General features: G+C 69.4%; 14 protein-coding genes. 3 read left to right on the plus strand and 11 right to left on the minus strand.

All coding sequences use genetic code 11. The features are described 5' to 3' along the window. Nucleotides 1–22: 22 nt before the first annotated feature. Entirely contained in the window at nucleotides 23–1,051 is a 1,029-nt protein-coding gene (locus M2351_RS38130; protein ID WP_264661185.1) for an HTH-type transcriptional regulator GntR, read from the minus strand. 164 nt (nucleotides 1,052–1,215) lie between these two features. Between M2351_RS38130 and M2351_RS38135 the strand changes: the two genes are divergently transcribed. Further along, nucleotides 1,216–1,734 carry a gluconokinase gene (locus tag M2351_RS38135; RefSeq protein ID WP_264661186.1) on the plus strand — a complete coding sequence of 173 codons (519 nt, stop codon included), beginning with the start codon at nucleotides 1,216–1,218 and terminating at the stop codon, nucleotides 1,732–1,734. 38 nt (nucleotides 1,735–1,772) lie between these two features. Then, nucleotides 1,773–3,575, plus strand: a complete 1,803-nt coding sequence (edd, locus tag M2351_RS38140) for a phosphogluconate dehydratase (protein ID WP_264661187.1) — start codon at nucleotides 1,773–1,775, stop codon at nucleotides 3,573–3,575. Nucleotides 3,576–3,780: 205 nt separating this feature from the next. Here edd and M2351_RS38145 read toward each other — a convergent pair whose 3' ends face one another. The 8 genes from M2351_RS38145 to M2351_RS38180 all read right to left on the minus strand — a co-directional run bounded on the left by M2351_RS38145 (nucleotide 3,781) and on the right by M2351_RS38180 (nucleotide 9,618). After that, nucleotides 3,781–4,518: a 2-keto-4-pentenoate hydratase gene (locus M2351_RS38145; protein WP_264661188.1), complete on the minus strand. Its 738-nt coding sequence runs from the start codon at nucleotides 4,516–4,518 to the stop codon at nucleotides 3,781–3,783. Then, complete coding sequence (locus M2351_RS38150; RefSeq protein ID WP_264661189.1) at nucleotides 4,515–5,597, minus strand: LacI family DNA-binding transcriptional regulator; 1,083 nt, start codon at nucleotides 5,595–5,597, stop codon at nucleotides 4,515–4,517. The genes M2351_RS38145 and M2351_RS38150 overlap by 4 nt, the downstream gene beginning before the upstream one ends. Nucleotides 5,598–5,614: 17 nt before the next feature. Beyond that, complete coding sequence (locus M2351_RS38155; protein WP_264661190.1) at nucleotides 5,615–6,553, minus strand: 2-hydroxyacid dehydrogenase; 939 nt, start codon at nucleotides 6,551–6,553, stop codon at nucleotides 5,615–5,617. 13 nt (nucleotides 6,554–6,566) lie between these two features. After that, nucleotides 6,567–7,355 (minus strand): amino acid ABC transporter ATP-binding protein, encoded by a 789-nt coding sequence (locus M2351_RS38160; RefSeq protein ID WP_319801968.1) that lies wholly within the window; start codon nucleotides 7,353–7,355, stop codon nucleotides 6,567–6,569. A gap of 71 nt (nucleotides 7,356–7,426) precedes the next feature. Next, nucleotides 7,427–8,239 (minus strand): transporter substrate-binding domain-containing protein, encoded by an 813-nt coding sequence (locus M2351_RS38165; protein ID WP_264661191.1) that lies wholly within the window; start codon nucleotides 8,237–8,239, stop codon nucleotides 7,427–7,429. 35 nt (nucleotides 8,240–8,274) lie between these two features. After that, entirely contained in the window at nucleotides 8,275–8,928 is a 654-nt protein-coding gene (locus M2351_RS38170; RefSeq protein WP_264661192.1) for an amino acid ABC transporter permease, read from the minus strand. A 13-nt stretch (nucleotides 8,929–8,941) separates the two neighbouring features. After that, nucleotides 8,942–9,328: an ABC transporter permease subunit gene (locus M2351_RS38175; RefSeq protein ID WP_264661193.1), complete on the minus strand. Its 387-nt coding sequence runs from the start codon at nucleotides 9,326–9,328 to the stop codon at nucleotides 8,942–8,944. A 5-nt stretch (nucleotides 9,329–9,333) separates the two neighbouring features. Continuing rightward, complete coding sequence (locus M2351_RS38180) at nucleotides 9,334–9,618, minus strand: ABC transporter permease subunit (protein WP_264661194.1); 285 nt, start codon at nucleotides 9,616–9,618, stop codon at nucleotides 9,334–9,336. A gap of 358 nt (nucleotides 9,619–9,976) precedes the next feature. Here M2351_RS38180 and M2351_RS38185 point away from each other — a divergent pair, with 358 nt between their 5' ends. Beyond that, nucleotides 9,977–11,224: a molybdopterin molybdotransferase MoeA gene (locus tag M2351_RS38185; RefSeq protein ID WP_264661195.1), complete on the plus strand. Its 1,248-nt coding sequence runs from the start codon at nucleotides 9,977–9,979 to the stop codon at nucleotides 11,222–11,224. Between the two features lie 42 nt (nucleotides 11,225–11,266). Here M2351_RS38185 and M2351_RS38190 read toward each other — a convergent pair whose 3' ends face one another. Both M2351_RS38190 and M2351_RS38195 read right to left on the minus strand, forming a co-directional pair. Next, complete coding sequence (locus M2351_RS38190) at nucleotides 11,267–11,593, minus strand: DUF1244 domain-containing protein (protein WP_264661196.1); 327 nt, start codon at nucleotides 11,591–11,593, stop codon at nucleotides 11,267–11,269. Nucleotides 11,594–11,615: 22 nt separating this feature from the next. Further along, on the minus strand, nucleotides 11,616–12,866 hold the full coding sequence (locus M2351_RS38195; RefSeq protein WP_264661197.1) for a DUF2478 domain-containing protein: 1,251 nt from the start codon (nucleotides 12,864–12,866) through the stop codon (nucleotides 11,616–11,618). Nucleotides 12,867–12,889 lie beyond the last annotated feature (23 nt).

Below are 12,889 nucleotides of genomic sequence, written 5' to 3' on the forward strand. Positions count from 1 at the left end.
CGGCGGAGGTTGGTTGCGGACTTCAAGTGGTCTCTCGGACCATCAGGCGAAAGCCCAGGTCCACGCTTCGTGGTCCGTCGTCGCGTCCATTCATGGCGGCGAGCAGAAGGTGCGCGGCCTCCACGCCGATGGCGTGGCGGGGGGTGGCGACGGTGGTCAGCGGCGGAAGAGTCCAGGCGGCCCCGCCCAGGTCGTTGAACCCGGCCAGCGCCAGCCGCCCCGGCACGGCGATGCTGCGGCGCGCGCAATGGAACAGCGCGCCCTGCGCCAAGTCGTCGTTGCACAGGAACAGCGCGTCGATGTCCGGATGGGCAGCCAGCATGCGCTCCAGCAGCTCGGCGCCGAGCGCCACGCTGGTGGAGTCTGGAACCATGAGTTCCAACGACGGGTCGTGCCGGCCGGCCTCGACCAGGGCTTGGCGCCAGCCGTCGCAGCGCTGGCGCGTGCGCGGGTCGAGCTGCCCGGCGATCAGGCCGATGCGCCGCCGCCCGCGCTCCACCAGATGCCGCCCCACGGCGTGGCCGGCGTCGAACTGGGAAAAGCCGACGGTCAGGGCGTCGTCTGCGTCCGGAGCCAGATCCATGGTGTGCACGACCGGCGTGGGGATGCTGCGCAGCAGGTCCCAGGTCGCGGGCGTGTGGTCGAGGCCGGTCAGGATGACGCCGTCCGGTCCGCTGGCGAGCTGCGTGCGCAGCACACGCTCCTCCTCCTCCGGCGTGTAGCCGGTGACGCCGATCACCGGCTGGTAGCCGTGCGGGCTCAGCGTCTCCTGGATGCCGGCCAGCACGTCGATGAAGACGGAATTGGTCAGCGACGGGATCAGCACCGTCACCGTCATGCTGCGCGCCGTGGCCAGCGCCGCGGCCAGCCGGCTCGGCACGAAGCCCAGCCGGCGGCTCGCCTCCGCGACGCGGGCGCGCACCTCCTCGCTGACCTTGTCGGGTCGGTTCAGCGCGCGCGACACCGTCATGGCGCTGACGCCGGCGGCGGTCGCCACGTCGGCCATGGTGGCGCGGCCGGTGCGCGAGGAGCGGGGCTTGCGGGTGGGCACGGGCAGGGCGTTTCGGTGTTGCGTTTTTAAGCCCCCCATTATCCCGCGTCGCAAAGCCCTTTACAAGCCCTTGGTGTTAGCGGTAACATCGAAACATTCCCTGACTGATGTCGTTGAGGCTTCCCGGCATGCGCTCATATCCGTCTTCTGATGTTACCGCTAACATGGCTTCTGAGAAAGCTGGTCCTGTGGATGCCATCGTCGTGATGGGTGTGGCCGGCTGCGGCAAGACCTCCGTGGGGCAGGCGCTGGCGGGGATTCTCGGCTGGCCGTTCCTGGAGGGCGACAGCTTCCACCCGGCGGAGAACATCGCGAAGATGTCGGCGGGCATCCCGCTCCAGGACGAGGACCGCTGGGGCTGGCTGGACATCATCGCCGCCCGAATCGCGCAGGCCCGCGCGTCGGGGGAGAGCGTGGTGGTCTCCTGCTCGGCCCTGAAGCGCCGCTACCGCGAGCGGCTGGCTGCCGGGGGGCTGCGCGTCCTGTTCGTCCACCTGCACGGCACGCCGGAGCTGATCCACAGCCGGATGGCGCTGCGCACCGGCCATTACATGCCGACCAGCCTGCTCGACAGCCAATTCGCCGCGCTGGAGCCCTTGGCAGCGGACGAGTTCGGCATCACCTGCGACATCGACGCATCCCCGGCGGAGATCGCCGCCCGCGTCGCACCGCTCGTTTCCTGAATTTTCGCAATTTCAAGACACCAGCGAAGGATCGCCCCATGAGCCTTCACCCCGTGCTCGCCGCCGTCACCCGCCGGATCGAGGAGCGCAGCCGCGAGAGCCGCGGCGCGTATCTGGCGCGGTTGAGGGCGCAAGGGAACAAGGGCCCGCGCCGCATGGCGCTGGGCTGCGCCAACCGCGCCCACGGATTCGCCGGATGCACCGTGACGGAGGACAAGGCGGAGCTGCGCGGCGGCTCCCGCCCATCCATCGGCATCGTGACCGCCTACAACGACATGCTCTCCGCCCACCAGCCTTACGCGACTTACCCGGACCGGATCAAGGCGGCGGTGCGCGAGGCCGGCGGCGTGGCGCAGGTGGCGGGCGGCGTGCCGGCCATGTGCGACGGCATCACCCAGGGCTATGCGGGGATGGAGCTGTCGCTCTTCTCCCGCGACGTGATCGCCATGGCGACCGGCGTCTCCCTGTCGCACGACACCTTCGACGGCGCGCTGTGCCTGGGCATCTGCGACAAGATCGTGCCCGGCCTGCTGATCGGCGCCCTGACCTTCGGCCATCTGCCGACGATCTTCGTGCCCGCCGGGCCGATGCCGTCCGGCCTGCCGAACAAGGAGAAGGGCCGCATCCGGCAGCTCTACGCCGAGGGCAAGGTGGACAAGGACGCCCTGCTGGAGGCGGAGGCGGAGTCCTACCACTCGCCGGGCACCTGCACCTTCTACGGCACCGCGAACTCCAACCAAATGCTGATGGAGATCATGGGGCTGCACCTGCCGGGCGCCAGCTTCGCCAACCCCGGCACGGGACCGCGCGACGCGCTGACCGACGCCGCGGCTCGGCGGGTGGTGGAACTGCGCAAGCCGATCGGCGAGATCGTCGACGAGCGGGCCATCGTCAACGCGGCGGTGGGGCTGCTGGCCACCGGCGGCTCCACCAACCACACGCTGCACCTGCCGGCCATCGCTGCGGCGGCGGGCATCCGCCTGACCTGGGAGGACTTCGCGGATCTGTCGGCGGTCGTGCCGCTGCTCGCCCGCGTTTACCCGAACGGCAGCGCCGACGTGAACGCCTTCCACGCCGCGGGCGGCATGGCCTTCCTGATCGGGGAACTGGTCGCGGCCGGCCTGATGCACGGCGACGCGGAGGCCGTTTGGGGCGAAGAGGGCATCGCCGGCTACAGCCACCCGCTGCTGCTGGAGGGCGGCGCGCTGGTGCAGGGCGCCGCGGTGCGGACCAGCGCCGACCCGGCGGTGCTCGCCCCCGTGGCCTCGCCCATGGCGGCGGAGGGCGGCCTGCGCGTGCTGGCCGGCCCGCTGGGGCGCGCGGTCATCAAGGTCTCGGCCGTGAAGCCGGAATGCCGCGTGATCGAAGCGCCGGCCCGCGTCTTCACCGACCAGGAATCGGTGCAGGAAGCCTTCCGGCGCGGCGAACTGCACCGCGACGTGATTGTGGTCGTGCGCTTCCAGGGCCCGAAGGCCAACGGCATGCCGGAGCTGCACAAGCTGACCCCACCGCTGGGGGTGTTGCAGGACCTCGGCTACCGGGTGGCGCTGGTGACGGACGGGCGCATGTCGGGTGCGTCGGGCAAGGTGCCGTCGGCGATCCACGTGACGCCGGAGGCGGCGGCCGGTGGTGCCATCGGAAAGCTGCGCGATGGCGACGTGGTGCGGCTGGACGCGGAGCGCGGCACACTGGAGGTGCAAGTCGATGCGGCGGAGTGGGCCGCGCGGCCGACCGAGACGGAGGTGCCGCCGGGGTCGGACTTCGGCTGCGGGCGGGAGCTGTTCGGCGTGTTCCGGCGCGCGGTGGGCAGTGCCGAGGCCGGGGCGTCGGTGTTTGGGTGAGGAGAAATTCCTTCTCCCCTCCGGGGAGAAGGTTAGGATGAGGGGGCGGCCGAAGGCCGGACCAGCACTGCAATGAGGTTGCGTTTACGCCCTTACGGGCGCCCCTCACCCTAACCCTCACCCCGCTTTCGGCGGACCAAAGATCCGCCTGCCGCGTCAGCGCAAACGTTGTTTGCGCGTGAGCGGAGGGGAGAGGGGATTACGGTCACTCCACCGTCAGCTCATACGTCCCCATCGTCCCGTAGGTCGCGACGCTGCGGCTGCCGGGCTTCACGAAGACGGTGCCGGTGTGGGAGCCGGTGGTGACCACGTCGCCGGCCTTCAGGCCGCCGAGGCTCACGGCACCCACATTCGCCATCCACACCAGAAGGCGCACGGGCTCGCCGGCGGAGTTGCCGCCGACCGTGTCCTTCTCGCGCTTGCCGTCCACGTCCAGCGTCACGCGCTCCGTGATCGGGTCGAGCGATCGCCAGTTGGGGATGGCCGGGCCGACGACCAGGGCGCCGTGGTTGAGCTGGTCGGCCATGTGGCTCAGCCCATCCTGCGTGCCGAAGCCGGCGAAGCGGGTGTCCACGATCTCAAAGGCCGGATGCAGGGAGGCGACGGCGTCGAGCACCTCGTCCCGCGTGTAGGGCTGGGTGCGGGGCGGCAGGTCCTTGGCGAAGCGGTAGGCGATCTCCGCCTCCATGCCGATGACCTGGAACATGGAGGCCGGCAGGCGGTCGACGCCGGTGAAGGTGGTTTCCGCGTGGATCGGGGCACGGAACGGCTCCGAATCGGGCGTGCGGGCGCCGACCTTCCAGGCGACGACGGGGCCGAGGCGCCGGGCGACGGCGTCCTGGATGGCGTAGGCGTCGGCCTCGCTGACGGGGGGAGCGGGAAGGGCCGTCAGCCAGTTGCGGGTGCGGCGCGCTTCCAGCAGCGCGTCGACGGTGGTGTTCATTTCGGGAACCTCTGGGTGTTTGTTCGTTGGTTGATTGTTCGCTGGCTCATCGCGCCGCAGGATTCGCGGACGACAAGGCGTGCGGGCAGGATCACCCGTTCCGGAGCGCCCTGCGGATCCGCGATGCGGCGCAGCAACAACCGTGCCGCCTCCTGCCCGATCTGGCGGGCGGAGGTGGAAATGGTGGTCAGGGCCGGCCGGCTGAAGGCCGCTTCGGCCACATCGTCGAAGCCGGTCACGGCGATGTCGTGTCCGGCCTTCAGCCCGCGCGCCTCAAGCCCCAGCATGACGCCGAAGGCGACCATGTCGTTGTAACAAAGCGCCGCGGTCGGCGGATCGGGCAGATCGAGCAAGGGGCCGATGGCGTCCACCCCGGCCCGGCGGGTCGGCGCGCAGCGCACGATCAGGTCGGCCGACAGGCCGTGCCGGCGCATGGCGGTGCCGAAGCCGGTGCGGCGGGCGGCGGTCGCGGAGTGGGTGAGGTTGCCGCCGACGAAGGCGATGCGGCGGTGGCCGAGACGGATCAGATGCTCCGTCATCATCTCCATGCCGAACTCGTAATCCACGCCGGCATAGTCGCCGTTGCGCGCCGAGACGAAGCGGAGTGCCTGGACGAAGGGCAGTTGCCACTGGTGCAGGCGGTCGAGCAGGTCGGGCTGGGTACCGGCGGTGGGGCAGAGGATGACGCCGTCGACGTTGTGCTCCCGCATCCGTTGGAGGAAGCGGTCCTGCCGTTCCGGTGATTCAGCGGTGTTGGCGAGGAAGGCGACGACGCCCTCCTCCCCCAGCACCTCGTCCACGCCGGCGGTCAGTTCGCCGTAGAAGGCGTTGCTGATCTCACAGACCAGCAGCCCGACCGTGTTGGTGCGGGCGGCGCGCAGCGTCGCCGCGCCGCGGTTGTAGACGTAGCCAAGCTCCTTGATGGCGGCCTGGACGCGGTCGCGGGTGTCGGCTGCGACCAGCGGGCTGTCGCGCAGCACCAGCGAAACCGTCGATCGCGACACGCCCGCGTGGCTTGCCACCTCCGTCAGGGTGATGCGGTTGGGGCCACGGTTTTCGCGTTCGTCCAGGATCGTCATCAGGCGCTTTCGGTAACCTACACCACCGGCGTCAGCAGCGGCTGGCCGGCGAAGAAGGCCTTCAGGTTGTCGAGCACGAGATTGCCCATCGCCATGCGCGTCTCCACGGTTGCGCTGGCTTGGTGCGGTTGCAGGGCGACGTTGTCAAGCGCGAACAGGGCTTCCGGCGCGTGCGGCTCGTTGGCGAAGACGTCGAGGCCGGCGCCGCCCAGGCGGCCGTCCTGGAGGGCGGCGACCAGTTCCGGCTCGTCCACCACGCTGCCGCGGGCGACGTTGACCAGCAGGCCGTCCGGCCCCAGCGCCTCGATCACCGCGCGGTTGACCATGTTGCGGGACTCCGGCCCGGCCGAGGCGGCGACGATCAGGATATCGCTGTCCCGCGCCAGATCGACCGGCGAGGCCACGAAACGGTAGGGCACGTCGGTGCGCGGCTTGCGGTTGGTGTAGGAAATCGCCATGCCGAAGCCGGCCGCGCGCTCCGCGATCGCCAAGCCGATGCGGCCGAGGCCGAGGATGCCCAGCCGCTTGCCGGTCACCTTGCGGGCGAGCGGCAGCTTGCCCGTCGGCCACTGGCCGGCGCGGACGAAGCGGTCGCCCACGGCCATGCGGCGCGACGCCATGATCATCAGCCCGATGGCGAGGTCGGCCACGTCGTCGTTCAGCACGTCCGGCGTGTTGGTGACGCGCACGCCCTTCGCCTGGGCGTGCTTCAGGTCGACCGCGTCGGTGCCGACGCCGTTGATGGTGACGATGCCCAGGTTGGTGCAGGCGTCCATCACGGCGTTGCTGACACCGGTGCCGCCGCCTGTGACAACGGCGCGGACGCGCGGCCCCACCTCCGCCATGAAGCGCTCACGGTCGGGCGCGGACGACAGGCGGTGCACGGTGTAGTCTGCGTCGAGCGCCGCCTCGATGCCCGGCATCATGGGCTCGACCAGAAGGATCTCGGGCTTCATCGCAAAACGGTCCTTAATGGGAGAGGATTTGGCCGAGGAAGTTGCGCGTCCGCTCGGACTTCGGGTTGGTGAAGAACTCCGCCGGGGACGCCTCCTCGACGATCTCGCCGCGGTCCATGAAGATGACGCGGTCGGCGACCGACTTGGCGAAGCCCATCTCGTGCGTGACGCAGAGCATGGTCATGCCGTCCTCGGCCAGCCCGATCATGGTGTCGAGCACCTCCTTGACCATCTCCGGGTCAAGCGCGGAGGTCGGCTCGTCAAACAGCATGACCTTGGGGTTCATGCAGAGCGAGCGGGCGATCGCGACGCGCTGCTGCTGGCCGCCGGACAGCTGGCCCGGATGCTTGTGCGCCTGGTCGGGGATGCGGACGCGCTGCAGGTACTTCATGGCGATGGCCTCGGCCTCCGCCTTTGTGGTGCCGCGGACCTTCATCGGCGCCAGCATGCAGTTCTGCAAAACGGTCAGGTGCGGGAACAGGTTGAACTGCTGGAACACCATGCCGACCTCCCGCCGCACCTGGTCCAGGTGGCGGTGCTGACTGTCGAGCGTGATCCCGTTCACGGTGATCGTGCCCTGCTGGTGCTTTTCCAGCTGGTTGATGCAGCGGATCAGGGTCGACTTGCCGGAGCCGGACGGGCCGCAGATGACGATGCGCTCGCCCTTGTGGACCTCCAGGTTGATGTTCTTCAGCACCTGGAAGCTGTCGTACCATTTCTGGACGCCATCCATGCGGATGACGACCTCGCTGCTGATGGGGCGCGGCGCGCCATCGCCCGCGTGATCGAAAGCCATCGCCATGGGTGGACTCCTTGGGAACAGGGTGCCCTTCCCCTCTCCCGGCAGGGCCAGGAGAGGGGAATAAGCGCAAATCAGGACTTGGTCAGCGGGGGCAGGTCGGTGCCCAGCCACTTCTGGTGGATGGCGTTCAACTCGCCGTTGGCCTTGGTCTGCTCGATGAAGTCGTTGACCCACTTCAGCAGGGCGTCCTGGCCCTGGCGCATGGCGATGCCCTGCACCTGACGGTTCAGCACGAACTTCATCTCGTAGTTGGACTGCGGGGCCAGCTTCTTGATCTCCTTGGCGACCACGTTGCTGAGGCCCAGCGCGTCCACCTGGCCGGACAGCATCGCCTGCACGGCGCTGGCGTCGTCGTCGAAGCGCATGATGCGCGCGTCCTTCGGGGCGACGGCGGTCAGGGCGTTGTCCTGGGTGCTGGCGCGGGCGACGCCGACGCGCTTGCCGGACAGCTCCGCGGCCTCCTTGATCTTGGTGCTGGCCGGGGCGACGAGGCCGATCTCGATGGCGGCGTAGGGCTCGGAGAATTGCACCTGCTTGGCGCGCTCCGCCGTGATGCCGAGCGAGGCGACGAGCAGGTCGACCTTGTTGGTCAGCAGGTAGGGAATGCGGTTCGGGCCGGTGACCGGGACGATCTCGACCGGAACGCCCATGTGCTTGCCCAGCAGCTTGGCGACGTCGGCGTCGTAGCCGTCGGGCTTGCCGTCCGACGTGGTGATGCCGAAGGGCGGGAAGTCCACCAGCATGCCGATGGTCAGCTTGCCCTTGGACTTGATCTCGTCGACGGTCTGGGCGGCGGCGGGGGCCACGTAGGCGGCCGTCATCATGGTGGTGGCGGCCATCAGGGCGCCGGCGACGACGAGGCGGCGGGTGATCGAGATGCTCATGGACGATTCCCTCACGTTTTGATTTTTGAACGATCTCAGCGGGCGGGTGCCGCGTAGCGCTGCTCCAGCCGGGCGCTCAGCAGCGACAGCGGCCAGCACAGGACGAAGTAGATCGCGGCGACGATCCCGAACACCAGGAAGGGCTGGAAGGTGGCGTTGTTGACGATCTGGCCGGCGCGGGTCAGTTCGGTGAAGCCGATGATGGCGGCCAGCGACGTGCTCTTGATCAGCTGCACCAGGAAGCCGACGGTCGGCGGCACCGCGACCTTCACCGCCTGCGGCAGGATGACGTAGCGCATCAGCCCCGGAAAGCGCAGGCCGAGCGCGGAGGCCGCCTCCCACTGGCCGCGCGGCACGGCCTGGATGCAGCCGCGCCAGATCTCGCCCAGGAAGGCGCTGGCGTTCAGCGTCAGGCCCAGCGCCGCCGCGGCCCAGGGGTTCATGTCGATCCCCATGACGGTCGCGCCGAAGAAGACCAGGAACAGCTGCATCAGCAGCGGCGTGCCCTGGAACAGCTGGATGTAGCCGGTGGCGAGCAGGCGGACCGGCTTGATCGTGGAAGTGCGGCCCAGCGCGACGAACAGGCCCACGGTCGCGCCGCCGATGAAGGCGATCACCGACAGGGCCAGCGTCCATTGCACGGCGCTGAGCAGGAACAGGAACTCGTTGTACCCGAAGGAGCGGATCATGGCGCGGGGCTCCTCAGCGGCGGTCGGTGTCGTAGGCGAAGGCCAGCCGGTAGATGCCGGCGAACAGCGCCGAGAACATCAGGGCCAGGCACAGGTAGACGGCCGTCACGACGATGTAGATCTCGAAGCTGCGGAAGGTCTGCGACTGGATGTTGTTCGCAACCGAGGTCAGCTCGTCCGCCGAGATCGCCGACACCACGCTGGAGCTGAGCATCAGCAGGATGAACTGGCTGGTCAGCGCCGGGTAGACGGTGCGCAGCGCCGGCTTGATGACGACGTAGCGGAAGACCTGCAACGGCTTCAGGCCCAGCGCGAGTCCGGCTTCGATCTGGCCTTTTTGGATCGATTCGATGCCGGCGCGGATGATCTCCGTCGCGTAGGCGCCGACGTTGACCACCATGGCGATCAGCGCGGCCAGATCCGGCGACAGCCGGATGCCGCGGCGGTCGGCAGCCCGAAGAAGATCAGGAAGATCTGCACCAGGAAGGGCGTGTTCCGGATCACCTCGATGTAGGCGTTGATCAGCCAGCGCACCGGCTTCGGCCCGGAGGTCTTGCCGAGCGCGCAGAGAATCGCCACCACGAGGCCGATGGCCATCGCGCCGAAGGACAGCTGGACGGTCAGCCATGCGCCTTCGAGCAGATAGTCCCACGACGCGAGGACCGCGTCGAAATCAAATTTGTAGTTCACGGGCATCCCTCCACAACCACGCCGGGCTTCTTGCCCTTTCGGCGGATTGCCATCTCGGTTCGCGGGCTGAGTGCCCGTCTTTCCCAGCCGTTTGTTCAGACCCTATTTGGATCGATCCAAATGCGCAAGACGGAAAACGCAGCGCTGCGAAAAATAATTTGTGTAACCACCATTCGTTCCGTCTCCGGAGGAAAATCGCGCAGATTTCCGGAGTGGCCGGGACGCCTGTTCGGCGCCGCATTTTGACGCTGGTCAAGGTGGCCCGGCGCGCTGGGCCGGCATATCCATCTTGAACAGCTCCCTTGAATCGACTGGGCGTCCGCGGTCATGCTGGCACGCCCCAGGGAAAGGACATCGCATGGACTGCTTCGCCGCTCCCGGCTCCGCTCCGCTGCCGTTGGACGAGGCGCTTGCCCGTGTCCAAGCCGCCTATGGCCCCGCGACGGAGCCGGAGAGCGTGCCGCTGCGCTCAGCGCTCGGCCGCATCCTGGCCGAATCGGTGACGGCGCCGGGCAACGTGCCGCCCATGGCGGTGTCGGCCATGGACGGCTGGGGCTTCCGTGCGGCGGACACCGCGGGCGAGGGGCCGGTGCGGCTCGCCGTGGTCGGGCGCGTGCCGGCAGGCGTGGTGTTCGGCGGCATGGTCGGGCCGGGCGAGGCGGTGCGCATCTTCACCGGCGCGCCGGTGCCAGCAGACGTCGACGCGGTCGCTATGCAGGAGGACTGCCGGGCCGACGGAGACGCCGCGGTGCTGGTCCCGGCCAACGTGAAGCGCTGTGCCAACATCCGCGAGGCGGGGGAGGACATGGCGGCGGGCGCGGTGGTCCTGACCCCCGGCCGGCGCCTGCGCGCGCAGGAAATCGGGCTCGCCGCCGCGGTCGGACGGTCCCACCTGTCGGTGCGCAAGCGGCTGCGGGTCGTGCTGTTCTCGACCGGTGACGAACTGCGCGAGCCGGGCACGGCCAAGCCGGACGGCGCCATCTACGACGCCAACCGCTACACGCTGGCCGCCCAGCTCGACGCGCTTGGGGTGGAGGTGCGCGACCTTGGCATCCTGCCGGACAAGCGCGAGGCCACCCGCGCGGCGCTCGCCGCGGCGGCCGACACGGCGGACCTGCTGGTCACGTCCGGCGGCGTGTCGGTGGGGGAGGAGGACCACGTGAAGGCGGCGGTCGGCGCGCTGGGCGCCATCGACCTGTGGAAGCTGGCCATCAAGCCGGGCAAGCCGCTGGCGCTGGGCCGGATCGGCAACACGCCCTTCCTCGGCCTGCCGGGCAACCCGGTCTCGGCCATGGTGACTTTCATGCTGGTGGGCCGGCCGCTGGTGCTGCGCCTGTCCGGGGCGGAGAGCGCGCCGACTCCGCGTTGCCTTGTGGTCTCCAGCTTCGAGTTCCGCAAGAAGGCGGGCCGGCGGGAGTTCCTGCGCGCCCGGCTGGCGTTGGGCGCCGATGGCCGTCCGGTTGCCCACAAGTTCCCCAGCGACAGCTCCGGCGTGCTGACCTCCATGGTGGAGGCGGACGGCCTGGTCGACATGCCCGCGGACGCCACGGCGATCCGGCCGGGGGATATGGTGGAGTTTTTGCCGTTTACGGGATTGTTTGCGTAAGCCTCTCTCCCTCTCCCCTCCGGGGAGAGGGGACTGGGGGATTTACTTCTTCGGCATGTGGCCGCTGATTTCGGCGTGCAGGGGCTTGGTGTCCTCGAACGTCTGCTGCTGTTCGGGGGTGGCTTCCTTCTGGTGCTTCGCCTTCCACTCCGAATAGGGCATGCCGTAGACGGCGACGCGCGCTTCCTCGTCGGTCAGGGGGACGTTGCGCTCCTTGGCCGCCGCCGCGTACCACTTCGACAGGCAGTTGCGGCAGAAGCCGGCGAGGTTCATCAGGTCGATGTTCTGTACGTCGGTGCGCTTGCGCAGGTGCTCGACCAGGCCGCGGAAGGCGGCGGCCTCCAACTCGATGCGGGTTTGTTCGTCCATCTCTGGATCCTCCTGAATTTGCTTACGTGTTGTGCAGCGTGACGAATCGGCCGAAGCGGTGGAAGCCCTGCGAGGAGCCGCCGTCGAGGATGGCGCTGCGCACCGCCTCGCGATTCTCCACCACGAAGCCGGCCAGCGAATCGATGCCGTAGCGGAACAGCCGGCCGGTCAGCGGCGTGCCCGGCCCGACCAGAGCGACTCGCGCGCCGACGGCGGCCGACAGCAGGCGCGGCAGCGTGCGGTTGGCAAGCGAGGACGAGGTGATCGCCGCCCCCTCCGCCCCCGGCAACAGCCATTCGGCGGCGGCCTCCGGGTATTCGTCCGCGCCCGGCTTCATCTCGATCACCTGGGCGTTCGGCAGCCGCTTGGCGAGCTGCGGGAAGGCGCCGATCACCACCACGCGCCCGTCCATGCCCGTGAACAGGTCCAGCCCGTTCGCGGCATCGCCGGTCACGCCGGGGTGGTTGTAATGGGCGTTCAGGGCGGCGATGCCGACGGCGGTTTCCAGCGGGTCCCAGGATCGGGCGGCGGGCAGGGCGAGCGCCTTGAGCCCGACGCCGGCCCAGCGCTCCGGAGGGGGAAGGTCGGCGCCCACCAAGGAGGCGGACGGACGGGCGGCGAGGCCGACGGTGCGGTCGGTTTCCACCATGATCCACTTGGCGCCGATGGTCACGCGGCGGACCGGCGCGTCCTCCACCCCGTGCAGCAGGTCGTCGTAGAGCCGGTGCGTGCCCCACCAGCGCCACAGCGCGTCCTCGTCGGGGGAGAGCAGGGTGGTGAAGCCGCCGGTGAAGCCCTGCCATTCGTTCAGGTAGCGGCTGCCGACGCTGGTCAGGACCGGGATGCCTTCCGCGATGGCGGACAGCAGCTCGTCGGCGAGGCCCTTGCCGTGCGCCTCCAGCCCGGCGAACTTGTTGACGACCAGTAGGTCGGCGCGCTCATTGATGGCGCGGCGCAGCGCCTGGCTGGCGTCGGCCACGCCCGAGGGATCGACCCGGCAGGACTGCGACTCGCGCCCCAGGTTCTGCGAGATGTTGAAGGCCTTGCCGGTGGCGACGTCGACCAGCTCCATCCGGTCGGCGCAGTCGTCGAGCGCGCCGTAATTGCGCTGCACCACCCCGCCCACGCGGAAGCCGCGGCGCCGCAGTTCCGTGGCGAAGCGGTCGAGCAACTCGTCCACGGCGAGCGAACCGGGGCCGTGGATCACGGCGCCGGGGCGCAGGGGCGGCGGGACCGCGGGGCGCAGGCCCAGATTCGGCGGGGATGTCGCCATGGATGCGGCCTCCATCATTGTGG

Source organism: Azospirillum canadense (genome assembly GCF_025961225.1).
In the GTDB taxonomy this organism is placed as follows: domain Bacteria; phylum Pseudomonadota; class Alphaproteobacteria; order Azospirillales; family Azospirillaceae; genus Azospirillum; species Azospirillum canadense.